The following is a 23,877-nucleotide window of genomic DNA, read 5'->3' as shown; positions in this document are numbered from 1 at the left end:
GGAACGTGGTTCAGGCCGCGCGCCGATCCTCCGTGGCGTCAACTCCGCCCTCTATCAACGCGCGGTGAAGCGCGCGCACTGCGCGATCAAAATGGTTGATATCGACGATGAATTGCACATCGACGTTGCGAATCTGATGCTGCATCGCGATGATCGGCACATGTGCGGCCGCCAGAGCCTGAAACGCATCGGGCATAAGCCCTGGTCGTGATATATCGCTGCCGATGACCGACACGATCGCGATCGGTTGGGCCGATATGGCCGCATCGGGATAGCGCCCCTGAAGGTCGGCGATCACCCGCTTCACCGTCGCGGCATCGGCCGACAGATAATGGGTGATGGTGTTGGCGTTGGACGCCTTACTGACGATCCATGCGCCATGACGGGTCAGCGCCTCCAGAATGGCGGCGTCATAACCCTTAACTCCAACCATATCCTGCTCGAAAAACTGCAGCGCCTGCGCGTGGCGCACTCCCGTCACGATCTCAACGCGCGGCATGTCGGAGACGTAATCGCCGCAGATCAGCGTCCCGCCATCCTCCCTGTCGAAGGTGTTGCGCACACGCAGCGGAATGTCGGTCTGACGCAGCCCTCTGCCCGCGCCGGGGTGGATAGCCTCCATCCCAAGGTTCGCTAACTGGTCCGCCACATCGTAATTGGTGCGGCCGATCTTACGCGCCTTATCGGCGCCGACGAGGCGTGGATCAGCGCTCGACAGGTGAAACTCCTTGTGGATGATCGCCTCGGATGCGCCGGTCAAGACGGCGATGCGGGAAAATGTCATTTCAGAATAGCCGCGCGCATAGCGACGCACCATCCCTTCGCTGCACCCCGCATAGCCGGTGACGATCGGCAGGGTGTTACCAAGATCGATGGATGCGAAGGCCTGCACGATGCGATCGTCCAGTTCCCGCATGTCCTGCTGGTCCCACAAGGTGAGATCGACAAATTGGGCATTGACGCCGCGATCGCGCAGCAACAGCGCCGTCGAATGCGCGCTGTGCGCTTCGCCAAGACCCGCGAGCAACTCGCGCACCGTGACCAGCTGTTCCTTGACGCAGAACCGGCCATGGCTGCGCAGCCGCGCCAGATCATCGAGGCAGGCGGCGACGGCGTCTATGCGCATGTCGACAAAGGCGTTCGCCTCCGCCAGCCGGTCAGTCCGCCCGAACATGGCCCTATTGCGATCCTGCATGGCGCCGCGCACCACTTCTATCGCCTCGCGCCAGCCATCGGCATCCTCATCGGCGACGAAGCGCGCATAAACGCCCGGCTCGCCGCTTTTCTTATGCTCCAGCAGCAGGTCGGTCATGCCGGCATAGGCCGACACCACGAAGATGCGATTATATAGGTCTGTATCCTTGCGGCCGCCGATCAGCACATTGTCGAACAATGTGGCGGTCGCGATCATGGAGGTGCCGCCGATCTTTTCGACGCTATGAAAGTTGCTCATGCCAATGCTTCCTCCATCAGCGGCCCGCTGACCGGCGTGATGACATCCGGCTCGCCGCGCGCTGCTATGAAAGCGGGGCGCGGCCTGTCTACGCCGAAGGGCGCGATCAGCCGGTTCGACACCGCGTTATAGACCAGAAAAGCGTTGGCGCGCGGGAACGGCGTGATGTTGCCATTCGATCCGTGCATGATGTTGCAATCGAAGATCACGACCGATCCTGGCTTGCCTGTCGGCGCCACGATGCCGTGACGATGCGCCAGTTCCGCCAGGCTGTCCTCGTCGGGAACGCCATATTCCTGCTTTTTGAGCGACTGGCGATAATGGTCCTGCGGTGTTTCGCCCACGCAGGTCAGATATTGGCGATGCGATCCGGGAATCAGCATCAGCGGGCCATTATGCGGCGTGTTGTCCGCCAGCAGGACCGACATGGATAATGCCCGCATTCGCGGCATCCCGTCCTCGACATGCCATGTCTCGAAATCGCTGTGCCAATAGAATTCCTTGCCCTGGAATCCCGGTTTATAGTTGAGGCGCGACTGGTGTATGTAAACATCGTCGTCCAGCAGGAAGCGGGCGACCCCGGCTAGTCGCCGGTCGGCTGCCAGGCGCGCGATCACGCGGCTCTGGGCATGAATACGGAAGATGGACCGGACTTCCTTGCTGCCTGGCTCGGCGATCACCGTTTCGGCTTCCAACGCATCGGGATCGCCCAGCAGCTTGCCTGCCTCGTTCTGTAGGAACATGACTTCATTGTCGGAAAACATGTCTTCCAGCACCAAATAGCCGTCACGCTCGAAGCGTTCCGCCTGTTCGCGCGTGATAGGCGAGTCCTGATGCCAATCGCTATGGACTACGGGATCAAGGCGCGGTAAAAATTCCGCCACGCTATCGTGGCGGGATGGGTAGAGGTCTTTCATGGGACTCCCCCTTTTCAGGTGATAGATGGTTTAATGCGATTTCTAATCAGATGGATTCATCTGAGGCCTGGGCAATCGCATAACATCAGTCGGCCAGCGCGTGTTCGCGCGGCGCACTTGTGTCGGCGGGATAGGCGCCCGTCTCATCATGTACTTCCTTGCCGGTCACCGGCGGGTTGAAGGTGCAGACGCACAGGATGTCGGTTTCCGGCCGCACGATATGCTGGTCATGAGCGTTAAGCGCGTACATGACGCCGGGCGCCAAACGATGCGTCACACCGCTGCCCAGATCCTCAATCGTGCCCTTGCCCTTAAGCACCAGCACCGCTTCCAGATGATTCTGATAATGCATGTGCAGTTCCTTGCCAGCGTACATGGTGGTGACGTGGAAGGAGAAGCCCATATTGTCGTCCTTGAGCAACAGGCGGGCGCTCTCCCAGCCTTCGGACTTCACGTTGCGGTCGGACTTGCGGATATCCTGAAGTTTGCGAACGATCATTTGTCGTATCTCCTTTATTCTGCGGCGACGCCATAGGTGACGGCCAAGGCCGAGCGGACGCTTTGCTCAAGAATGTCGAGGCCGGCCGACAGGACCGAATCGTCGATCACGAGGGGGGCCAACACCTTGACGATTTCGTCATGCGCGCCGCTGGTTTCGATGATGAGTCCCTGCGCAAAGCAAGCGGCGGTGATGGTTTGCGCGATCTCGCCCGATCCGACATCAATACCGCGCATCATGCCGCGCCCACGAATGGACAGGCCATGTTCAGTCGCCATCGCTGCGAGCCGGCGCTCCAGCAACGCGCCGCGACGGGCGATATCCTGCTGAAAATTGCCGTCGCTCCAGAAATGCCGGAGCGTCGCAGTCGCAGTGACGAAGGCGTGGTTGTTGCCGCGAAAGGTGCCATTATGCTCGCCGGGCGACCATTGGTCGAGTTCGGGGCGGAACAGGGTCAGCGCAAAGGGCAGGCCCATGCCCGACAGCGATTTGGCCATGGTGACGATATCGGGCGTAAAACCCATGCCTTCGAAGCTGAAGAAATTGCCGGTGCGACCGCAGCCCGCCTGAATATCATCGATGATCATCAACGCGCCGTGGCGCTTTGCGATGTCGGCGATCTGGCGTAGCCATCGGGGCGATGCGGCATTGAGACCACCTTCGCCCTGCACCGTCTCCACCAGAATGGCCGCCGGCGCGTCGAGGCCGCTCGACGGGTCCGAAAGGCGACGCTCCAACTGTTCGGCGGTGTCCACGCCGGGACCATGATAGCCATCATAGGGTTCATGGCTGACATGGTTCAAAGGCACGCCGGCACCACCGCGTTTGGCGGCGTTGCCGGTGCAGGCCAGCGCGCCCAGCGTCATCCCATGAAAGCCGTTGGTGAAGGCGATCACCAGTTCGCGCCCCGTGATCTTGCGCGCCAGCTTGATCGCAGCCTCGACAGCATTGGTGCCGGTCGGTCCGGTGAACATGGCGCGATAGTCGAGGTCGCGGGGCGTAAGGATCACATCCTCCAGCGCGGCGAGGAAGTCCGCCTTGGCGTCGGTATGGAGATCAAGCCCATGGGTGATGCCATCGTTGACGATATAATCGACCAATGCGTTTTTCAGGACCGGATGATTATGGCCATAATTGAGGGTGGAACAGCCCGACAGGAAGTCGAGATAACGACCGCCCTGATTGTCATGCATCCACACGCCTTGCGCCTGGTTGAACTGGCGCGGCATGGCGCGCGCATAACTGCGCACGGCGGACTCGCGCCGTTCATAGATGGCGGTGTCGGGGATGGAGGCGGTCGCCTTGGGATAGATGTCGATGGTCATAGTGGTTGATCCCTCTTAGGAATGGGCCGGCGTCGGCAGCGGGCCGATGCATGTCTGCCACTCGGTGGCGTGAGCGCCGGCAAAATGGCGATTGCGCTCAAAGCGTGCGCTCTTGTCGATGGACGCGCCCCATCGCCGGGCCAACCCTTCGAACAGGCCCCAGGATGCGTGATTATCTTGTGTTATGGTCGTCGTCAGATGGGTGACGCCGGCCTGTTGTGGTCGCGCCAGCAAAGCTTCGATCATACGACCGGCAAGGCGCTGGCCCCGCGCGGCGGATGACACCGCCACTTGCCAGACGAAGAATTTGTCGGACGCAGCGGGTGGGCGATAACCCGACACCCAGCCCACCATTTCGCCGCCTCGCTCAGCGACGATGCAGCTATCGGCGAAGTCCGTGCATTGTAGCAGATTGCAATAGGCCGAATTGGTATCGAGCGGCGGGCAAGCCGCGATCAGTCCGCTGATGGCCGGCCCGTCGGTCGGGCGGGGCTTTCGAAGGTCAATGTCCTGCCCCTTGTTCTCTTGCGAACACGCAGAAGCCCGTGGCGGCTCGGCGGCCGCTGTAGCTTGGGAATCAAAGATTGTTTATCTCCCGAATTATATTTTGCTCAGGATGGCTGATGCATCCCGGCGAGATGGGCCGCTATATGCCCGGATGCCTCGAAAATTTCAACCCGGCCTACGAAATTATATTTCATTGTATGAAGGATTATGGCCGATGTCCTGAGACGGTTGGTTCCAAAGCCGCTTTCCAGCTATGGCGAAAAGCTATGGACTCTGAAATTTCCTCCCTCACTCTTCGGGCGTTACGGCGCGTTCTGCGAGCCACCGAAATCGGTAGCCGTCAACTCGCCGCCACAACCGGGCTGACGCCTTCTCAAATGCTGGTATTGCGTGAGATCGACGTGCGCGGATTGACGACGCCATCGACTATCGCTCAGGCTGTGCAGTTCAGCCAGGCGACGATTACGGCAATCGTCGATCGCCTTGTCGCCCTGGGCTTCGTACAGCGCCAGCGCAGCGAAACGGACAAACGCCAATTTCGCCTCAGCCTGCTGCCAGAGGGGGTCAGGGCGCTGGCCGAGGCGCCGGACCCGCTTCAAAAGCGCTTTACCGATCGGTTCGATGCGCTGCCTGCATGGGAACGGGCGATGATTTTGGCTGCGACGGAACGGCTGGCCATGTTGATGGACGCGCAAAGTATCGATGCCGCGCCACTGCTCGATGGTGGTCGCATTGATCGCATCGAGCCGGATTGATATTTGGCGATGCGCCGGGTTGCGCAGGCGCATCGGGCTTGGCATAGCGCCCGTCGGGTGTTCGCCATGATGCAGGCGGGCAGGTTTGTGTCGTTGGTCGGGCCGCCAGCGTGCGACGTCCCTTGCCCGGAGTTTCCCTGATGGCCTTATCGCGCGCCAAGCCACTCAGCGCCCTGCGTCAGTTTCTCGAAGGTCAGGCCTCCGCCGGACTGGTGCTAATGGGTGCCGCCGTCATCGCCATGGTCGTCGCCAATTCGCCTGCGGCAGCGGATTACGAGCATGTGCTTCACAGCATGGTCGGACCGCTATCCTTTCATCATTGGGTGAATGATGGCCTTATGGCCATCTTCTTTCTGCTCGTCGGGCTGGAGATCAAGCGCGAAATCATGGACGGCCAGCTTTCTTCCTGGCCGCGCCGGATCTTGCCGGGCATCGCCGCGGCGGGGGGCATGGCCGTGCCAGCGCTTGTCTATCTTGCTTTCAACAGTGGCGCTACAGCCCGCGGCTGGGCGATCCCTGCCGCAACGGACATTGCCTTTGCGCTTGGCGTCATCGCGCTTCTGGGCAACCGCGTCCCCATATCTCTGCGAGTCTTCCTCACAGCGCTCGCGATCATTGACGATCTGGGCGCTGTCGTGATCATCGCCTTTTTCTATACGGCGCAAATCTCTTTGTTCGATCTTGGCGCGGCGGCGGTTATCACCTTGCTTCTGTTTGCGCTCAACCGGAGCGGCGTGCGCCGCCTTGCGCCCTATCTGCTCATTGGAGCCGTGCTGTGGATTTTCGTGCTGCGGTCGGGCATCCATGCCACTCTGGCGGGCGTGATACTGGCCTTTGCCATTCCGCTGCAAGGAACCCCAGGCAAGCCGGACGCCGATGAGCATAGTCCGCTCCATCGTCTCGAACATTGGCTGCATTTGCCTGTCGGATTCCTGATTGTGCCGATATTCGGCCTGGCCAATGCCGGCGTTCCGATATTGGGCCTCCAGCCAGAAGCTTTCACCGCGCCGGTCACGATCGGCGTGGGACTTGGGTTGTTGGTCGGAAAAGTCATCGGGGTGTTCGGCACGTCCATGATTGCGATTCGATTGGGAATCGCCGACATGCCCGCCCATGCCAGCCGCCTGCAACTCGCGGGTACCGCGCTGCTCTGTGGCATCGGCTTTACGATGAGCCTGTTCATTACGCTTCTCGCCTTTTCAAACGATCTGCTTCTTCAGGCAGAGGCCAAGATCGGCATTGTCGCAGGATCTCTGCTGGCGGGCTTGCTGGGCTATGCTTTGTTGAGGGTGGCGAAAGGCGAGAGATCGGAGGGTGCTGACGACAACCAATCGATCGTTTAAGCCCAACCAAACACACAGCCTTCAATCGGAGGCGTGATCCATTTTTACGCCAATCCCGGCACCTTCTACACCGCGCTCGGCAATATCGATTTCCGCGTCATGGACGGCAACCCCGCCGCCACGGCGATCCGTTTCCATTCCGCCCAGCATAGCTTCGTCAGCCCTGTCGATTTCCACATCGGATCCCCGCCAGCGACATCGCCGTCATTCCGGCGACGCCCACCGCTACCCATGATGGCGCGGCCACTGTGCTATCGGTCAACTGGTGGAATAATGGCGAGTTCAAGGATCAGATCGACCCCGCCACCTATCAGTTCACCACCCTCGTCGAGATGTTCGCCCGCGATATGGCACGGCGCGACGCGCGGGATTATGTGCCATCCGACGGCAGCGTGGTCCTGCCCGCCTGGCGGGTTCTCGCGCAAGGGCCGGCGGACCATCGCGGCCTGCGCTTCTCGGACTCGCTCGACAGCTATGGCTTCATTCAGGGGCGGCCAGGCGAGCGTGTCTATGTCGCCAACGGCCAGGTCTTCGTCTACGCTGCCACTGGCAAGGAAATCGGCCGCATCGATGTGCCCGAACGTCCCTTGCAGATACCGTTCGGCGGGCCGGATCGACGCACCCTCTTCATCCTGTCTCATCATGGCGTGTATGTCGTGAAGTTGGATATGGAAGGCGCGGCAGATAATCGGTTCGTCCTGGCCTGCCCCACGCCTCGCGTGCCTCATGGGGCTGCGCTGTCTTTACCACTTTTCGCGACGAGCGGATTGATCGTCTGGATGGTGCCGTCTGGATTATAGCGCAACTCCGTCACTTTGACATTGCGAAGGCGGGTCTGCCCTGACAGCTGCGTATCGGCATAGAATAGCCACCAGCGGCCATTCCATTCGACGATTGAATGATGCGTCGTCCATCCTTCGACCGGCTCCAGGATGCGCCCCTTGTATGTGAACGGGCCATAGGGTGAATCGCCGATCGCATAGGCCAGATAATGGGTGTCGCCAGTCGAGTAGCTGAAATAATATTTACCCATATATTTATGCATCCAGGACGCCTCGAAGAAGCGGCGATCATGATCGCCGCCCAGCAACGGCTTGCCCTTCTCGTCCATGATCTGCACCGCCTTGGGCGTTTCGGTGAATTCCAGCATGTCGCCTGTCAGTTTGGCGACACGCGGCGCCAGTGCGGGCTTGTCGTCCTGGCCCAAATCGGTCTTCGACCCATTGGCGTCATATGTGCCATCGACATTGCGTTGAAGTTGCCCGCCCCAGATGCCGCCGAAATAGACATAGCTCTGCCCATCATCGTCGGTGAAGACGGCCGGGTCGATCGAATAGCTGCCCTTGATTGGCTGGGGCTGCGCCTTGAATCGACCCATCGGGTTCTTCGACGTCGCCACGCCGATGCGGAAAGCGCCCTCCTTATCCTTGGCCGGGAAGTAGAGATAATAGGTGCCATTCTTGTATGCGGCATCGGGCGCCCACATCTGCTTGTCGGCCCAGGGCACATCTTTGACGTCCAGGGCTACCGGTCCGACCGTTACCGGCCCACCGATCTTGTCCATCGACAGGATGCGATAGTCGCGCATCTCGAAATGCGCGCCCAGATCGTCTTCGGGCGTCGGGCCGTCGATATCATGGCTGGGATAGACGTAGATTTTGCCGTTCCACACATGCGCGGACGGGTCGGCGGTATATATGTCTTTCACCAAGGGTTGAGACAGATAGTCGGAAGCGTCGCCGCCGCTGTCGCTGGATTCCTGCACTTTGTTTTCCGGCTGCGCCGATGGCTGGCACGCGGTTGCGAGCAAGGTCGTGGCAAGCGCGAGCGGCGCCAGTTTTCGCAATGGCATGAGCATGGCTGTCCTCTCCGATTGTGCGACATTCATTTATCAGATCGAAAGATAGCGCTATCATAAATCGCGCGCAATCCCTGTCATGCAACGTGTCGATAGCGGCGGTGCGGATCATGGCGTCGCTCGTCAACGGGCCGGACTATAGTGATAGAGGCCGATGACCGTGCCCACGAAGCCACCTGCCTTCTTCGTACTGAGCAGCGTGGCGTCGATATCGTCCTTAAGCGTCTTCGTGCTGCCGCCCACCCCATAGTCGAAGCCGATCGTCCCGCCGGTCACGCGGATGGTCAGGGTTACAGGGCCGCTGGCGACGACAGGCGCGCAGGCGACCAACCCGTCGGTATCGGCGGCGTCGCGGGTGTAGAGGGCGACCACTGGCTTGTCCGCGATCCGGGTGAGCCCGAAGAACAGGTTGCTGTGGTCGCTCTGCACGGCGGCGGGGCCGGCGCGGTCGCCCTCTCTGTCCGGCGTGTAGCGTAGCGTCGTGGAGAAGGTGGCGTTGCTATGCTGTTGCCGCCGCCCGATGAAGGCGGGAACGCCGTTCAGATCGCCAAGGCGCGCGCCGCTGTCCAGCGCCAGCGCGCCGCCCGCGAGATGATAGAAGGGCTTTTGCGGCGTACGGATGCCGATCCATTCCATCGGCAGCTTAGTGCCGTCAAATTCCTCGACATAGGCGAAGTCGCCGCTGCTGGGTACAGCGGGTTTGGGCTGGACGGGTCGATCCCTTCGAACGGCAACCAGATCGGGTCGGACCAGGGACCGGCCGGGTCTTTGGCGGTGATGCCGAAATTGCCCTTACAGTCGACGCAGGTGTTGACGATGTAGAAGAGGCCGTCGTGATAGCCGATATCCGGCGCGAACACGGCTTGAGAGATGCGGCGGCCTTTGAAATCCAACTGTTCCGGCCGGTCAATCGCGTTGGCGATCTGGGTCCAGTTGACCAGATCCCTCGACCGGAAGATCGGCAGGCCCGGATAATGGGCGAAGGACGAATTGACGAGATAATAGTCGTCGCCCGCGCGCGTAACCGACGGGTCGGGATAATAGCCGGTCAGGATCGGGTTGCGATATTCGCCGGGCTTGACCATGATCTTCTCGGCCCACTTCCCCGCATAGGTAAAGCGTTCGAACGGCGCCGGCGCGGTTTGGGCCGGCGCGGTTTGGGCCGGTGCTGCGAACAGCGAGATAGACAGTATCGCGGGCATAAGCGCAGACAGGCGCAGGGTCCGGTGGAACATGATCAATCTCTCCTTCAATCGCCGCGCTTTGGTGCGCCACGCTTGTAGTTAGCGCTAACATAAACTGGGATGAAATGCCGAACGGATAGCCGGATTCTACGCCGCGGTTCGAAACCGGCGGTGTGGAAGTCCAGATGGTGCATGGCGATACGTCCGCCGTTCCGAAAGGACGCGCGGCAGCGGGGCGAGGAGCGGTCAAGGCTCTCGCCGCCGTCTGCCTCCAACTTGGCGGAATGGGCTGCGGCATCGTTAGCAGGGCGTCCCGATCGGCGATCGTGCGCAGCAGATTGGGACAGAGCGCGTCCATCGGCAGACAGTCCGCGCCATCCCGCGATAACAATATCAGCGCGCCGATGCCGCCCGTCGATCTGCCTATCGTGCGCGCAATGCTGCAATATCATCATGCGCGATCGGCGGACATCGGCCTGACATGGTTTCGTCAGCAACTGCGCAACGCCATCGCCGACGGCATAGGTGGAAGGATCATCGTCACCAAAGGACGGTCCGTCCAATCCCTATCTTTCCCAATATCGGTCAAGCCGCTTTCATGGCATTGCGGGACGGCTCTTCATCAGCGGTTGGATGCGGGTGCCGAATGCTTCCACCCCTTCGAGGAAATCGTCAAAGGTCAGAAGCACGCCGCCGGTATTCGGCACTTGCGCCATCTCGTCGAGCATATGCGCCACGCTTTCGTAGCTGCCGACCAGTGTACCCATGTTGATGTTGACCGCCCCTTCGGGCGCCGCGAGTTGGCGCACGTTTGTGTCGCTGTTCACAGTGTCCTTGGCGCCCTGATCAGCCAGCCAGGCGATAGCGTCGACATCGACGCCGTCATTGTAGCTTTGCCATTTAGCCATGGCTTCTTCATCGGTTTCGGCGGCGATCACCATAACCAGCACGAAGACTGAAACGTCGCGACCCGTCTCTGCGGTGAACTGGGCCAAGCGATCGTTGTTGAAGGCGAAAGCGGTCGGCGTATTGACGCCCTTGCCAAGGCAGAAGGCATAATCCGCCCACTTGGCCGAGAAGGCGAGTCCCGCATCGGAAGAACCTGCGCAGATGATCTTCATGTCCGCTTGCGGTTGGGGGCGGACGAGACAGTCGTCCATCTGATAATATTGGCCGTTGAAGTCGGAGCGGCCGGTTTTCCACAATTCGCGCAATATGCGTGCATATTCATCGAGCACGTCGTAGCGGTTGCGAAAATGCTCGTCGCCCGGCCAAAGGCCCATTTGTGTATATTCGGGCGGTTGCCACCCGGTAATCAGATTAAGCCCGAACCGGCCATGGCTGATGCTGTCGATGGTGTTGCACATGCGTGCGGCGAAGGCGGGCGGAATGATCAGCGTGGGGCAGGTGGCGAAGATCTTGATCTTTTCCGTCACCGCCGCAAGCCCGGCCATCAGGGTGAAGCTTTCAAGCCCATATTCCCAAAACTGCGTCTTGCCGCCGAAGCCGCGCAATTTAATCATCGAGAGCAGGAAATCCATCCCATATTTCTCGGCGCGCTGGGCGATCTCCTTGTTGAGATCAAAGCTCGGCATATATTGCGGGGCGTTCTCGCTGATCAGCCAGCCATTATTGTTGATGGGAATGAAAACGCCGACCTGCATGGATTTCAACTCCTGAGAAATTCGAGAGCGATGCGGTTAAAATGGCCGGGATCGGTCACGTTGCAGGCATGACCGCCCCATTCGAACGTGGCGACAGCCGCGTGGGCGACCGGCTCCGCGAGATCGAGGGCGGTGGCGAAAGGCACGAGAAAGTCGTCGCGGGTGGCAATGACGAGCAACTGTTCAAACGCCGCCAGCGCCGCCGGATCGGGCGCATAGGCCTGGACGGCGGCGATGCGCTTGGCGGTCGTCTCGATGCCGGGAAATGCTGCGATATGGTAGTCTAGATCTGCCGTCAGTTCGTCGTCATGGGCGGCGATCCAGTCTGGCGGATACAGGAAAAGCGGCTGCGCTTCCAGAAAGGCTTGCTCGCCTGCGCCATGCAGCAGCGCGAGGCGTGCGTCGAAACAGCGCCGCGTATGCGGCGAAAGCGACCGCCAGCCGTTGATGACGACCAGTCGGTCGATCCGTTCCGTGCAGATGGCGGTTTGGATGCCGATGGCCCCGCCCAGCGCATGGCCGATGCAATGCGCGCGCGCGATGCGGAGAGCATCCATCAGCAGGATCACGTCGCCAGCCATGTCCTCGACCGATGTGGTGTCGGGAAGGATGCGGTCGCTGCGGCCGGTGCCGCGATGATCGTAAGCGATGACATGGAAATGTTCTGCCAAGGCCGCCAGGTTGGGCGTCCAATAGCGCGCCGAGCCACCCAGGCCGCTGGACAGGATCAGAGCGGGCGCATTCGCGCTCCCGTGTGTTTCATAGTAAAGCCCTGCCGCCTCAGCCAAGATGCGCGACCGAGGCGATCTCGACCAGGCAGTCGGGTTTCACCAGTTCGCATTTGACACAGTAGCGCGCGGGTTTGTCACCCGGAAAATATGTGGCGTAGACCGTGTTGAAGGCGGCATAGTCATCTAGGTTTTTGAGGAAAATGTGATTCATGGCGATATCCACCATGCTACCGCCGGCCGCCTCGATCGTGGTCTTGACGACCTCCAGCACATGGCGCGTCTGCGCGGCGGCATCGCCGATATGCAGCACCGTGCCGCCTTCTCCCAATGCCAGCACGCCTGAAACATAGACCGTATTGCCCGCCTTCGCCCCGGCGGAATAGGGCGCGATGGGCGTGGGGAACTGAGGCGGGTTGATCGGTTCGAAAGGCATCAGGACTCCTTTGGCGGAAGTTGGCCGACGGCGGTGCGGAAATCGGCGACGCTGCTTACCCAGCCGAAGAATGTCTCGACATTGTAGAGGCTGGCCTGGCGGACGAAGTCCGGCCCTAGATGATGCACCGCATCTTCCAGCAGCACGCCGAAATATTCGAGATGAAAGCCGTCGCGCAGCGTCGATTCGACGCAGACATTGGTGGCGATGCCGGCAAAGATCAGCGTGCGGATGCCGCGTGCCCGCAGCACGGAATCGAGCTGCGAATTGAAGAATGCCGAATAGCGCGGTTTGTGCACGCGAAGGTCGCCTTCCTGTACCGGAAGCGTATCGACAAGCTCATAGTCCCAGCCGCCGCGGGCAAGGAACTTCCCGGCAAGCGCGGGCCGCGCGCGCATGGTCTTGAGCGCATTTGATTTATGCCAATTGGGAGAGAGCGGCGTGCCGGCCTCGACATAGGCTGAATCCCAGCCGTTCTGCAGGAATATCACCGGTATGCCCGCCAAGCGCGCCGCGTCGACGACGTCGACGACCTTCGGGATGACGCCCGCCGCGGGACCGACATCGAAACCGGCCTCGTCCACATAGCCGCCCTGGCTGGCATAGGCGTTCTGCATATCGACGACGATGACCGCCGTTGTCGCGGCATCGAGCCGGATCGCTTCGGGTCGCGCCGACAGCACCGCCGAAGGGCCGGGACGCGAGGGGGCGGGATCTATGATGGCATCGTTCACCGACGCAGGATTGAGCAGGTGCGGCAAATCGTCAAGCGGGGTTTGACCTGTTCGCTCGACGCTGTGGCGCCTGGCGCGCAGAAGCCGACCTTCCGCGCGCCAGGCGCCACCTATGATCGGGAGTTTCGGACTCCGCTATTTCTGCTGCCGGCGTTCAATGCCCATCAGCCGGTCCAGAGACCATTCGCCCCCGCCCCGCGCGAATAGGAAGAGCTGCAATCCCGCCCAGACAAGATGAGTCGGCCAGGCGTCGGGATAGACGAATATCTCGATCACCAGGGTCATGCCCAGCAATGCGGCCGCGGCTGGTCGGGTGAACAAGCCCAGAACCAGCAAGATCGGGAAGACATGCTCCGAATAGGTCGCCACATGTGCCGCGACGTTCGGAGGAATGAGCGGCAAGGCATATTCGGTCTGGAACAGCTCGTAGGTGGAGGGCGTGATGGTCAGCAGACCCTCCACCTTGGTCCGGCCCGACAGGAAGAAGGTGGCGGCGATGCCCAGACGCGCGATCAGCAGCAGCAGATTGTCGGGGATCAGCATGGTCAGCCGATCGCAGGCTTCAGCATAATGGCGCGCAAAGGATATCATCGCTCTTCTCCGCAGGATCAGGAAGGATCACGCCTTGGGTGTCAGCGACCCGAAGCCCTTGGGCGTCTTGATCTTGGTGCAGGTGCCGGCCTTCACCAGTTTCCAGGCGTCGCCCTGATAGGCTATCCGCGACGTGCCGGCGCAACTGGTGCCCGCGCCCGCCTTGCAGTCATTCTTGCCGGCCTGTGACACGCCATAGCATTTTTCCATGGGCTTGGTCGGCTCTGCGGCATGGGCGGCGCCGGTCGTGATCGCGATGGCGAGGGCGGCGGCCAATATGGCCGGGGTCGATGACATGATATTTCTCCGTCGAAAAAGCGGGATGGCCTCACATGCGACAGAGCCGTTTGCGGCGGCTCCGTCGCACGGCAACCCTGGGAGGCCAAGCGGGCCGGGTTACGGAAGCTTCTTCGCGGCGGAACGGAAAGACGTTACAGATGGCGCAGAAAATGGTCGCGCAGCATTTTTCCGCCGCATCGCTGTAACCATTGGGCCTCTAGCCACGAATGGTTGTTCGGGAGTGCGTATGCGGGCGAGCGAAGAACAGCTCAGGATATGGATGATCGGCGGTCTTGATGGAGACGCCGATGCCTATACCGCCTTGCTCGGCGCGCTCGTCCCGTTGCTGCGATCCTTCTTCGGACGCCGCCTGCGCGGCGCCGCCGATGATGTCGAGGATCTGGTGCAGGAAACATTGATGGCCATTCACGCCCGTCGCGGGACATATGACCGGACCCGGCCCTTTGTCGCCTGGGTCTATGCGGTCGCGCGCTACAAGATGATCGACCAGTTCCGCCGGACCCGGCCCATGGTGCAGATCGAGGGACTGGAAGAGATATTGGTCGCGGAAGGATTCGAGGATGCCTGCGCCGCGCGCATGGATCTCGACCGGTTGCTGGGCGGCCTGTCGCCCAAGCAGGCGAAGGCGATCCGCGATACGAAGGTCGATGGGCTGAGCGTGATGGAGGCCGCGCAGGCGGCCGGCCTGAGCGAAGCCGACGTCAAGGTTTCCGTCCATCGGGGCTTGAAAACGCTGGCCGCGCGGTTGAGGGGACAGGGGTGATGCAGACCGAAGACCTTATCCGCGCGCTGGCGAGCGATGCGCGCCCGGTTCCGCGCCATGCGGTGGAATGCAGGGTCGGGATTGGCCTGGCCAGCGGCGGCATCGTCACGCTGGCGGCGATCGCCGCGGCGCTGGGGTTCCGGCCCGATCTGGGGGTCGCGATGCAGGCTTTCCCGTTCTGGATGAAATGGGCCTACACGCTCTCGCTGGGGATCGGCGCGATCGCCGCGACGCTGCATCTGGCCCGGCCGGATGCGGCGCGCGCGCCTTGGCTCTGGCTGCTGGCGCTGCCGTTCGGCCTTTTGCTGGCCGCCGCCGTGAGCGAACTGATCCGAACCCCGGTTGATGGCTGGCAGCGTCTCTGGCTGGGCCATAGCTGGACGCGATGTTCGATGCTGGTGGCAAGCTTGTCCGTGCCGCTGTTCGCCGGCCTGCTCTGGGCCTTTCGTCGCCTGGCCCCAACCCGGTTGCGTCTGGCGGGCGCAATGGCGGGGCTGGCGTCCGGCGCCTGTTCGGCAACGCTCTATGGCCTGCATTGCCCGGAAGCGTCCGCCACCTTCGTCCTCACCTGGTACACGCTGGGGATGGTTCTGGCGACGCTGAGCGGTGCGCTGATCGGGCCGCGTTTCCTGCGTTGGTAGATAATGTGTAACCATCGCGGCGGCAATATTCTTCGGAGATCATCTCATGACCAGCATCAAGTCCGGCGTCAGCATCGCCACCACCGCTGCGCTGCTCGCCATCGCCGGCATCTCGGCCGCCGCTCCGGCCTTTGCGGCCGATGCCGCCAAGACCACCCATTGCTATGGCGTCAATAGCTGCAAGGGCACGTCGGACTGCAAGACCGCCAAGAATGACTGCAAGGGCTTGAACAGCTGCAAGGGGCAGGGCTTCAAGGAGATGTCGGCTGAAAAATGCACCGCCGCCGGCGGCAGCCTGACCGAGCCCGCGGCTCAATAATATCGGCCTTCGCGCACGCCCCCATCGCGTGCGCGATATCGAGGCCCGGCTTACCCCCGGCCGGGCCTCCCCCTTTCCCGGAGCGTGCCGATGACCGCCACCCCCATCGCCTCCTTTGACGGCTTCGGCCTTGGCCTGCGCACGCCGCACTATCAGGATTTCCTGACGAGCACGGCGCCGGTCGATTTCGTGGAGGTCATATCCGAGAATTTCATGATCGATGGCGGGCGTCCCCGTCATATCCTCGATCAGATTCGCGAACGGCATCCGGTGGCCTTGCATGGCGTGTCGATGTCGATCGGATCGGCCGACGGGCTGGATCGCGCCTATCTGGCACGCCTGAAAACATTGGTCGACCATGTCGATCCGCTATTCGTGTCCGACCATCTGTGCTGGACCCGGATCGCGGGGTTCAACGCGCACGACCTCCTGCCGCTTCCCTATACCGAGGAAGCGCTCGATCTGGTTTGCGCCAACATTCTGCAAGCACAGGACGTGCTGGAACGGCCGATGCTGATCGAAAACCCCTCCACATACCTGCAATTCACCGCCGACAGCATGACCGAATGGCAATTTCTGAACGCGATGTGCGCGCGCACCGGCTGCGCTCTGCTGCTGGACGTGAACAATATCTATGTCAGCGCGATCAATCATGGCTTCGATCCCATGACCTATCTCGATGGCGTGCCGGCCGACCGCGTGCGCCAGATTCATCTGGCCGGACACAGCCAAGGCCGCGATTGCCTCATCGACACGCATGACCAGCCCGTGCCGCCGCCGGTCTGGGCGCTCTACGCCGAAGCCTGCCGCCGGGTCGGGCCGGTCGCGACCATGATCGAACGGGACGACGACATTCCCCCGCTTGCCGACTTGCTGGCCGAACTCGACATGGCCCGCGCGATCGCGACGATGGACCGGAGGCGGGCGGCATGAGCCTCGCCGCGATGCAGCGCGATTTCGCCGGATGGCTGACCGACCGGCCCGGATCGATGGCGGCCTGGGTGGATGGCGCGGCGCAAGCCGGGCTGGATGTCTATCATAATGCCTACCATATGCGGTTGGCCGATTGCCTGCATGAGATGTTCGAAAAAACGGCGCTCTGGCTGGGCGACGAGGCGTTCATGACCGCCGCGCGCGCGCATATCGACGGTAGGCCGCCCCATGGCTGGACGCTGGGCGTCTATGGTGACGGGTTCGACCGGACGCTGGCGCGGCTCTATCCCGACGATCGCGAAGTGGAGGAACTGACCTGGCTGGACCATGCGCTGACTCGGACGTTCGAGGGACGCGATGCCGATCCGGTCAGCGCAGAGAGGCTGGCGGGGGTGGATTGGGATGAAGCATCGTTGATTTTCGTGCCGACGCTCAGCATTGGTCCAGCGATCACCAATGCAGGCGCGATCTGGTCGGCGCTGGCGGCGCAAGAACAACCGCCGGCCGCGGCCATGCTCCCTGAACCCGGCGCCATGCTGGTGTGGCGACAGGGCTTCACACCCTGTTTTCGCGCGATTGGAACGGTCGAAGCCGACATTTTGGCTGATGCCGTTGCGGGCGCCAGCTTTAGCGCATTATGCGCGTCGCTGATCGATCGGCTGGGCGAGGAAGCTGGCGTGAGGGCGGCCGGCGCCTTGCTGGGCCAATGGATCGGAGAAGGGCTGATCACCGATATTTTTCACGCCAGTTCGATCCGCATCGCGCCGCCTTTCATGCCATAGCGCAATTCTGCCCCGTTTACGGTGCAAGGCGAGGGTGGACCAATGCGGCCAAGCCCGCAACGCCCGACTCGCTCAATAGGTCGGGTGCGAATAAAAATTAGAGATGGATCGACCTCTTAGCTTTAACGCCATTCCGGCTCTTCCCACCAGGGATAGAAGCCCGGCATGTCCTGACTGACGCTGTCGGGATAAACGGGCGTGCGCTTTTCGAGAAAGCTGGTTACGCCTTCGCTTGCATCGGCGCTGCGCCCACGGCCATAGACGGCGCGGCTGTCGATGCGGTGCGCCTCCATCGGATGACTGAAACCCAGACCGCGCCAGAGCATCTGCCGGGTGAGCGACACCGAAACGGGGGCGGTGTTGTCGGCGATTTCCCGCGCGATACCGCGCGCGACGTCGAGCAGCGTATCGGGCGCGTGAACGGAGCGCAACAGGCCGCCCGCCTGCGCCTCGTCCGCCAGCATGACCCGGCCGGTGGCGCACCATTCCATCGCCTTGCTGATGCCGACAAGGCGCGGCAGGAACCAGCTTGACGCCGCTTCGGGTACGATGCCGCGCCGGGCGAAGACGAAGCCGATCTTCGCGCCTTCGGCGGCGATGCGAATGTCCATCGGCAGGGTCATGGTGATGCCCACGCCGACCGCCGGGCCGTTGATCGCCGCGATCACGGGTTTAAGGCTGTTGAAGATGCGCAGGCTGACCAGACCGCCAGTGTCGCGCACATCCGGGTGGGACCAGTCGATGCTGCCGTCGGCGCCTACGGGGCCATCTTCACGCACGGCATAGTTGAAAGTGTCCGCACCCGCTTCCAGGTCCGCGCCGGCGCAGAAACCACGGCCTTCGCCCGTGACGATCACGACCCGCACCATATCGTCGGCATCGCTGCGGTCGAAGGCGGCGATCAATTCCTGCGCCATGGTGGCATTGAAGGCGTTGAGACGATCGGGCCGGTTGAGGGTGATGGTGGCGATGCCGTCGGCCACGTCATAGCGGATCGTTTCGAACATGGGGTTTTTCTCCTGATGTCGGGAATAGTCAGCGGGCGCCGATGACGTCGATGACGGCATAGCGATCCGCATTCTTGAGCCAATAATCGTTGGCGCCTTCGACATGGAGCCGCCAGTGGGTTTCGGCGGCATCTGCGTCGCCAGCCTCGACCAGTGCGATCAGCCGCGCAACAGACCGGACGCCGAGGCCGCGAAAGGACAGCCAGGCCGCGTCGGGATCGACAGGCTCGTCCAGAGTTGCGTTGCGATTACGCTGGTGCCGTTCGAGCAGGGTGGCGATGGTATCAGCGGTGAGGGTCAGCAACTGATTGCCGGTCAATTCGACCAGCAGGTGATGAAACCGCGCCATAGCCGCGCCCAGCGCAGGCCAATGCTTCGCGTCGAGCAGCGCATCTAGGTTGGCATGGGCGGCACGCAAATGGCCGATGTCGCGGCGATCGCGGCGCTGCGCGACCAGGCGCGCGGCAAAGGGTTCGAAGGCGAGCCGCGCCTCATATAGCTGCTCTATCGTCGTCCCCGCCGCTTGCAGCCTCTGGCCGGTCACACGCGCCGCGCCCTCGCCGCTGGGCTGGCGCACGCGCACGCCCGCGCGGCTGCCGTGGCGCACCTCGATCAGCCGCTCACTTTCGAGCATACGAAAGGCCTCGCGCAGGGTGGGACGCGAGACGCCGAAGCGTTGCATCAGCCGTGGCGTGGGATCGAGCAGCCCGTCGGCAAAGAGGCCCGCTGCGATTTCGCGGCGCAGCTGATCGGCGATCGCGTCGGATGCGCGCTGACGGGGTGGGGCGTCGTCGTTCATGGCGTGCCGGGACTTTCCTGGCGGGCGAAGGCTTCCTGGCTGCGTTTGTGAAGATAGGATAGCGCGCCGACCGGAATACGACTGCCGCCGGTCACCTGCACGACCGTGCCCGACGTCCAGCTGCTTTCGTCGGCGGCGAAATAGACCGCGAGCGGGCCGATATCGTCCACGGCGCCCAGCCGCAGCAAAGGCACGGTTTCGATCTGGCGGCGGCGGCGGCTCTCACTGGTCATCGCCGAGGAGCTTTCGGTCAGAACGACGCCGGGCGCAATGGCATTCACGCGGATATTGAGATGCCCCCATTCGACCGCCATCGTCGCGGTCAGGCTTTCCACACCTGCTTTGGCCGCGCCATAATTGCCGGTCATCGGGCAGGGTTGCGAGCCTGAGCGCGACGAGATGTTGATGATTGACCCGCCGGTGTCGCGCATCGCCCGCGCCGCCGCCTGTGCCGCGAAAAAGGTCCATTTGAGGTTGAGGTCGACGACCCGATCCCATTGTCCTTCGTCCATATCGATCAACGGGCCGACGTCGCCGGGCGCGGCGCTGCCGGCATTGTTGACCCAGCAGTCGATACGCCCGCGTCCCTTGAGAGCGAGCGCAGTTGTGACCAGTTCGGCGATGCCGTCATGGCGCATGATGTCGCCAGGTGCGACAACGACCTGGACACCTAAAGCGCGTAGTTCGGCCGCGGTTTCCTCCAGCGGACCGAGGCTGCGGCCGCTGATGACGAGATCGGCGCCCGCCATCGCCATGGCGCGGGCGATGCCGCGCCCGATACCGCGTCCGCCGCCCGTCACCACCACGGTTTTGTCCTTCAGGTCAAACATTGCCTCTCTCCCATTTACTGGAAACTATCTGACGTTGACATGGAAACCCTGTCAATGTTCTATGCGGGCAGGCCGCCCCGGTATCGGCATCAAAAAAGGAGAGGATGGCCATGGAGTTCGCCTGGACCCACGATCAGCGCGCCTATCGCGAAAGGGTGCGCGACGCACTGGACGCATTGCTCCCGGCCGATTGGGACACCCATTATGCGCCGCAGGGCTATGGTTCGGCGGATCAGATCGCGTTCAGCCGGACATTCTGCCCGCAACTGGCCGAGCGCGGATTGCTGGTGCGCCACTGGCCCGAAAAATGGGGCGGGGAGAGCGCGGACCCGTGGGAACAGTTCATCCTGGCCGAGGAGATGAAATGGCGGGGGGAGCCACGCGGTCCCCAATATATGAACGTCAACTGGCTTGGTCCGACGCTCATGCGATATGGCACGCCCCAGCAACAGGCGGACCATCTGGGCCGGATCGCGCGGGGCGAGGTGATCTGGTGCCAGGGCTATTCGGAACCCGGCGCGGGCACCGATCTCGCCGCGCTCCAGACCCGCGCGCAAAAGGTCGATGGCGGCTATGTCGTCAATGGCCAGAAAATCTGGACCAGCTATGCGCACGAAGCCGATTTCTGCTTTTTGCTGGCCCGCACGGGTGTCGAGCGCAAGGCGATCTCCATTTTTCTGGTGCCGATGGATTCGACGGGGATAGAGGTGAAGCCATTTCCGGGGCTGGTGAGCGACGGGCATCTCAACGAGATATTCTTCACCGACGTCTTCGTCCCCGACCGCGCGCGGGTGGGGGAGGAGGGCAAGGCGTGGGACATCATCACCTATGCGCTCAGTTTCGAGCGGGTTGGGATTCCGCGCTATCATGTCGGCAAGAAACTGCTCGACCGCGCCGTCGCGCAATTGACGGTGGAGGGGCGCGGCGACGATCCCATCATCAAGGCGCGGGCCGGGCGCATCCATGCGAAGTTCGAGGCGGCGCGGCTGCTGACCTATGTCGTGGTGGACGAACGCGCGCGGCAGGCGCCGCCCAGCGTCAACGGCAATATCAGCCGCATCACAGCGTCGGAGGCCTGCACCGACCTCACTCATTTCCTGATGGACTATCTGCCCGACATATTGACCGGCGGGGACGCGATATTACGCGAATTCCACCGGGGCAATATTGCCGCGACCATTGCGGCGGGCACCTATGAATTGCAACTCAACCTGATCGCGCGCGGCGCGCTCGACCTGCCCAAAGGATAGGCGATGGAAATGGAACTGAACGGGGATCAGCAGATGCTGGTCGATGCCGTCCGCACGCTGGGCGCGCCATGGCGCGACATGCCGCCGGGGCATGAGCGTGACTATAGCCATTTCGCCGCCGATCTTCAGGATGCGCTGGCGGCAGGTGGCTTCCTGCGCGCCGGGATCGACATGGGGATGCTGGAAGCCGCGTTGGTGGTGATGGAAATATCGCAATTGCCGGTGGTGACGAGCGTCGGCGCGTCGGCGCTGGTGGCGCCCGCCTTGCTGGGCGAGGCGCTGGACGGGCCGGTGGCGCTGCTGTCGGGCGATCTCGCCAAGGCGCAGCGCCTGTTGCCGGTGGCGCGTCACGGGCTGGCGGATTGGGATGGACAGGCGGTGCTGATCGATGTTTCGGGCGTTGCGGTGGCGCCGGTCGAATCCATCCTCGCTTATCCTTATGGTCGTTTCGCTGCTACGCCGGATATGGCGTCCGCCCGGCCCGTGGGGGACGCAGCGCGGCTGCGCCAATGGCACCGCGTCGCCATCGCGGTCGAATGCGCAGGCGCGGCGCAGGCGGCGGTCGCGGTGACGGTGCGCCATGTCAAGGACCGCATGGTGTTCGGTCGCCCGGTCGGATCGTTCCAGGCGGTGCAGCATCGCCTGGCCCAATGCCACCAGATCGCCTGCGCCATGCGGATGCTGGCGTTACATGCGGCTTGGTCGGGCGATATGGTCGCGGCGGACATCGCGGCGACCTATGCGCAGGATCATGTCGGCAAGCTCGCCTTCGACCTGCACCAGTTCAACGGCGGCATGGGCGTGACGGCCGAGCATAAGCTGCATTTCTTCACTTACCGCCTGCGCGCGCTCCAGGCCGAATTAGGCGGCGCGGATGCGGCCGCCATCTCGGTATTTGACGCACTGTGGAGCAAGAAGGCGGCTTAGGCTTCCGCCGGCCGGTCCGGTTGATGAACGACGCCTTCGCGGCGGCTTGGCGGTTTGTCGTCACACGCCACCAGCCCCTGTGCTTTCCTCGACTCTTTTCGAGGATGCGAAATTCTTGCGCCGGGCCGCTCTCTCATTCGACCTGCATAAGCAGGTGAAGGCGGACGGAGAGCTATGATCGATGTGCGGGCGCAGAACGCAGCAGAGGCTGGCCTGCGCCGATCAAGCGGGCGGGAAGCCGACGCTGATCGCGATCTGCTGCGCGCACGCGGCTACCATGCTTTCCAGGGTGATCTCGCTGCCTGTTCGATGGACATGCTGCAATGCGCCCAGCCGCTCCAGCATCATCATGATCGTGCCCGACGTCGCCGCCGCAGGGGCGAAAGCGGGGGACCGCCCAGCCTGTTGCGCCGTAGCGATTAGAGCGGCAAGCGCGACAAGCAGCGGCCGAACCGAATCCTCGCGCACATGGACGAACCGTTCATCGCCCTCCTCGGCCGCCAGATTCCGGGTGCGCAGCAGCGCCCGATGTTCGTCCCAGAAGCCGATATACAATGTAACCAGACTGGAGGCTTTTTCCAGGCTGTTGTCGCGAGTCCATTCGCTGTCGAACAGGGCCATAACATCCGGCGTGCTCTGCGCCAGTTCCGCGCTCGCGGCGCAGACCACTTCGATCACACTATCGAAATAGAGGTAGAAGGTGGCGGATGCGGTCTTGGCGCGGGCGGCGATATCCACAACCTTGATGTCGCGGATCGGAACGCTGTTCAACAAATCGACGGTGGCGTCGATCAACCGGCGACGGGTCTTGAGACCCTTGGCGCCCATCCGTTGTCCGCTCAGATTCTGTTTTGGATGCGCGAGCGCGGTTTTCATAATCTACCCTGGAGCGTCCGAACGGTTGATCGGGCGCCTTTCCCAATCATTCGATTCGTCTTCGCAGAAGCGCCCGGCTCGTGCAAATCCCGATGAACCCTCCGGTCCCGATGGGGCCCCGTGCGGCCATGCCGGCGTTTGTGCAAGGTCATGGATAGGGTCGCGGCCATGGACGACGACATGGCCGATCGTCCGGATCGATTGCCAGACCGCCGACGCGGACAAAATGGCCTGTCGATACCGCCAGGACATGCGCGCTATCGTGGCCGGATAGATCGGGCTGGTCAATGTCCGCCGCTCGACCCGGACCCCTTCGACATATTACTGACGAGCGCTATGGCGCCGCCATCCCCCCTGGGTCGCCGTGTCGGAGGGGCGGATGGAAGATCGCATCGCGGGCATCCAAGCGCGTATCACCGATGCGCCGCTGGCGGCCGCTATCGCGATGGATGTTGC

At 62.4% G+C, this 23,877-nt stretch carries 26 protein-coding genes and 2 pseudogenes; 10 read left to right on the top strand and 18 right to left on the bottom strand.

What is annotated here, in order from left to right; translation table 11 throughout:
• Nucleotides 1-10: 10 nt before the first annotated feature.
• From V473_RS18735 to ectA, 5 genes are all read right to left on the bottom strand, one after another.
• The gene (locus V473_RS18735) at nt 11-1,453 is read right to left on the bottom strand and encodes an aspartate kinase (protein ID WP_066608613.1); all 1,443 of its coding nucleotides are present in this window, start codon (nt 1,451-1,453) and stop codon (nt 11-13) included.
• Entirely contained in the window at nt 1,450-2,370 is a 921-nt protein-coding gene (thpD, locus tag V473_RS18730; protein ID WP_066608611.1) for an ectoine hydroxylase, read from the bottom strand. The genes V473_RS18735 and thpD overlap by 4 nt, the downstream gene beginning before the upstream one ends.
• An 85-nt stretch (nt 2,371-2,455) precedes the next feature.
• Nucleotides 2,456-2,869, bottom strand: coding sequence for an ectoine synthase (locus V473_RS18725; RefSeq protein WP_066608608.1), 414 nt, complete (start codon nt 2,867-2,869; stop codon nt 2,456-2,458).
• 14 nt (nt 2,870-2,883) lie between these two features.
• Nucleotides 2,884-4,194: a diaminobutyrate--2-oxoglutarate transaminase gene (gene ectB, locus V473_RS18720; RefSeq protein WP_066608605.1), complete on the bottom strand. Its 1,311-nt coding sequence runs from the start codon at nt 4,192-4,194 to the stop codon at nt 2,884-2,886.
• Between the two features lie 15 nt (nt 4,195-4,209).
• Nucleotides 4,210-4,701 (bottom strand): diaminobutyrate acetyltransferase, encoded by a 492-nt coding sequence (gene ectA, locus V473_RS18715; protein ID WP_082679218.1) that lies wholly within the window; start codon nt 4,699-4,701, stop codon nt 4,210-4,212.
• A 266-nt stretch (nt 4,702-4,967) separates the two neighbouring features.
• Here ectA and V473_RS18710 point away from each other — a divergent pair, with 266 nt between their 5' ends.
• Entirely contained in the window at nt 4,968-5,456 is a 489-nt protein-coding gene (locus V473_RS18710) for a MarR family winged helix-turn-helix transcriptional regulator (RefSeq protein ID WP_201785558.1), read from the top strand.
• A gap of 140 nt (nt 5,457-5,596) precedes the next feature.
• On the top strand, nt 5,597-6,799 hold the full coding sequence (gene nhaA / locus V473_RS18705) for a Na+/H+ antiporter NhaA (protein WP_066608600.1): 1,203 nt from the start codon (nt 5,597-5,599) through the stop codon (nt 6,797-6,799).
• A 21-nt stretch (nt 6,800-6,820) separates the two neighbouring features.
• Here the strand turns inward: nhaA and V473_RS24185 are convergent, their stop codons facing one another.
• A complete protein-coding gene (locus V473_RS24185; protein ID WP_165363678.1) occupies nt 6,821-6,976 on the bottom strand; it encodes a hypothetical protein in 156 nt (51 codons plus the stop codon).
• Between the two features lie 8 nt (nt 6,977-6,984).
• Between V473_RS24185 and V473_RS23085 the strand changes: the two are divergent.
• Nucleotides 6,985-7,599: pseudogene (locus V473_RS23085) on the top strand (SMP-30/gluconolactonase/LRE family protein); the annotation flags it as partial.
• On the opposite strand, the gene V473_RS18695 reads toward V473_RS23085, so the two are convergent.
• The 8 genes and pseudogenes from V473_RS18695 to V473_RS18660 all read right to left on the bottom strand — a co-directional run bounded on the left by V473_RS18695 (nt 7,524) and on the right by V473_RS18660 (nt 14,291).
• Entirely contained in the window at nt 7,524-8,657 is a 1,134-nt protein-coding gene (locus tag V473_RS18695) for a glycoside hydrolase family 43 protein (RefSeq protein WP_201785553.1), read from the bottom strand. The pseudogene V473_RS23085 and the gene V473_RS18695 sit on opposite strands and share 76 nt — an antisense overlap.
• Nucleotides 8,658-8,780: 123 nt before the next feature.
• Nucleotides 8,781-9,859, bottom strand: a pseudogene (locus tag V473_RS18690) (family 43 glycosylhydrolase).
• Nucleotides 9,860-10,437: 578 nt separating this feature from the next.
• Entirely contained in the window at nt 10,438-11,505 is a 1,068-nt protein-coding gene (rutA, locus tag V473_RS18685; protein ID WP_066608595.1) for a pyrimidine utilization protein A, read from the bottom strand.
• 5 nt (nt 11,506-11,510) lie between these two features.
• Nucleotides 11,511-12,293: a pyrimidine utilization protein D gene (gene rutD, locus V473_RS18680; protein WP_066608593.1), complete on the bottom strand. Its 783-nt coding sequence runs from the start codon at nt 12,291-12,293 to the stop codon at nt 11,511-11,513.
• Nucleotides 12,286-12,669, bottom strand: a complete 384-nt coding sequence (gene rutC, locus V473_RS18675; RefSeq protein WP_066608590.1) for a pyrimidine utilization protein C — start codon at nt 12,667-12,669, stop codon at nt 12,286-12,288. The genes rutD and rutC overlap by 8 nt, the downstream gene beginning before the upstream one ends.
• Nucleotides 12,669-13,403: an isochorismatase family protein gene (locus V473_RS18670; protein WP_066608812.1), complete on the bottom strand. Its 735-nt coding sequence runs from the start codon at nt 13,401-13,403 to the stop codon at nt 12,669-12,671. The genes rutC and V473_RS18670 overlap by 1 nt, the downstream gene beginning before the upstream one ends.
• Before the next feature lie 135 nt (nt 13,404-13,538).
• The gene (locus V473_RS18665) at nt 13,539-13,994 is read right to left on the bottom strand and encodes a DoxX family protein (protein WP_066608589.1); all 456 of its coding nucleotides are present in this window, start codon (nt 13,992-13,994) and stop codon (nt 13,539-13,541) included.
• A gap of 27 nt (nt 13,995-14,021) precedes the next feature.
• The gene (locus tag V473_RS18660) at nt 14,022-14,291 is read right to left on the bottom strand and encodes a BufA1 family periplasmic bufferin-type metallophore (RefSeq protein ID WP_066608588.1); all 270 of its coding nucleotides are present in this window, start codon (nt 14,289-14,291) and stop codon (nt 14,022-14,024) included.
• 229 nt (nt 14,292-14,520) lie between these two features.
• Between V473_RS18660 and V473_RS18655 the strand changes: the two genes are divergently transcribed.
• The 5 genes from V473_RS18655 to V473_RS18635 all read left to right on the top strand — a co-directional run bounded on the left by V473_RS18655 (nt 14,521) and on the right by V473_RS18635 (nt 17,732).
• Nucleotides 14,521-15,057 carry a sigma-70 family RNA polymerase sigma factor gene (locus V473_RS18655; RefSeq protein WP_066608586.1) on the top strand — a complete coding sequence of 179 codons (537 nt, stop codon included), beginning with the start codon at nt 14,521-14,523 and terminating at the stop codon, nt 15,055-15,057.
• Complete coding sequence (locus V473_RS18650; RefSeq protein ID WP_066608584.1) at nt 15,057-15,698, top strand: DUF1109 domain-containing protein; 642 nt, start codon at nt 15,057-15,059, stop codon at nt 15,696-15,698. The genes V473_RS18655 and V473_RS18650 overlap by 1 nt, the downstream gene beginning before the upstream one ends.
• A 46-nt stretch (nt 15,699-15,744) precedes the next feature.
• A complete protein-coding gene (gene bufA2, locus V473_RS18645; protein WP_066608582.1) occupies nt 15,745-16,017 on the top strand; it encodes a BufA2 family periplasmic bufferin-type metallophore in 273 nt (90 codons plus the stop codon).
• A 90-nt stretch (nt 16,018-16,107) separates the two neighbouring features.
• On the top strand, nt 16,108-16,950 hold the full coding sequence (gene bufB, locus V473_RS18640; RefSeq protein ID WP_066608579.1) for an MNIO family bufferin maturase: 843 nt from the start codon (nt 16,108-16,110) through the stop codon (nt 16,948-16,950).
• Nucleotides 16,947-17,732: an HvfC/BufC N-terminal domain-containing protein gene (locus tag V473_RS18635; RefSeq protein ID WP_066608577.1), complete on the top strand. Its 786-nt coding sequence runs from the start codon at nt 16,947-16,949 to the stop codon at nt 17,730-17,732. Before bufB ends, V473_RS18635 begins: the two co-directional genes overlap by 4 nt.
• Before the next feature lie 122 nt (nt 17,733-17,854).
• Here the strand turns inward: V473_RS18635 and V473_RS18630 are convergent, their stop codons facing one another.
• From V473_RS18630 to V473_RS18620, 3 genes are read right to left on the bottom strand one after another with little or no spacing between them, the layout of a single operon-like run.
• Nucleotides 17,855-18,739: a crotonase/enoyl-CoA hydratase family protein gene (locus tag V473_RS18630; RefSeq protein WP_066608575.1), complete on the bottom strand. Its 885-nt coding sequence runs from the start codon at nt 18,737-18,739 to the stop codon at nt 17,855-17,857.
• Nucleotides 18,740-18,767: 28 nt separating this feature from the next.
• The gene (locus V473_RS18625) at nt 18,768-19,538 is read right to left on the bottom strand and encodes a FadR/GntR family transcriptional regulator (RefSeq protein WP_066608569.1); all 771 of its coding nucleotides are present in this window, start codon (nt 19,536-19,538) and stop codon (nt 18,768-18,770) included.
• The gene (locus V473_RS18620) at nt 19,535-20,368 is read right to left on the bottom strand and encodes an SDR family NAD(P)-dependent oxidoreductase (RefSeq protein WP_066608568.1); all 834 of its coding nucleotides are present in this window, start codon (nt 20,366-20,368) and stop codon (nt 19,535-19,537) included. The genes V473_RS18625 and V473_RS18620 overlap by 4 nt, the downstream gene beginning before the upstream one ends.
• A 110-nt stretch (nt 20,369-20,478) precedes the next feature.
• Here V473_RS18620 and V473_RS18615 point away from each other — a divergent pair, with 110 nt between their 5' ends.
• Nucleotides 20,479-21,618: an acyl-CoA dehydrogenase family protein gene (locus V473_RS18615; RefSeq protein WP_066608809.1), complete on the top strand. Its 1,140-nt coding sequence runs from the start codon at nt 20,479-20,481 to the stop codon at nt 21,616-21,618.
• 3 nt (nt 21,619-21,621) lie between these two features.
• Nucleotides 21,622-22,545 (top strand): acyl-CoA dehydrogenase family protein, encoded by a 924-nt coding sequence (locus tag V473_RS18610; protein ID WP_082679216.1) that lies wholly within the window; start codon nt 21,622-21,624, stop codon nt 22,543-22,545.
• A 222-nt stretch (nt 22,546-22,767) separates the two neighbouring features.
• On the opposite strand, the gene V473_RS18605 is transcribed toward V473_RS18610, so the two are convergent.
• Nucleotides 22,768-23,421: a TetR family transcriptional regulator gene (locus tag V473_RS18605; protein ID WP_066608562.1), complete on the bottom strand. Its 654-nt coding sequence runs from the start codon at nt 23,419-23,421 to the stop codon at nt 22,768-22,770.
• Nucleotides 23,422-23,877: the final 456 nt, after the last annotated feature.

This window comes from Sphingobium cupriresistens LL01 (assembly GCF_001046645.1).
In the GTDB taxonomy this organism is placed as follows: Bacteria; Pseudomonadota; Alphaproteobacteria; order Sphingomonadales; family Sphingomonadaceae; genus Sphingobium; species Sphingobium cupriresistens.
This window is presented reverse-complemented; position numbering and strand designations above follow the sequence as displayed.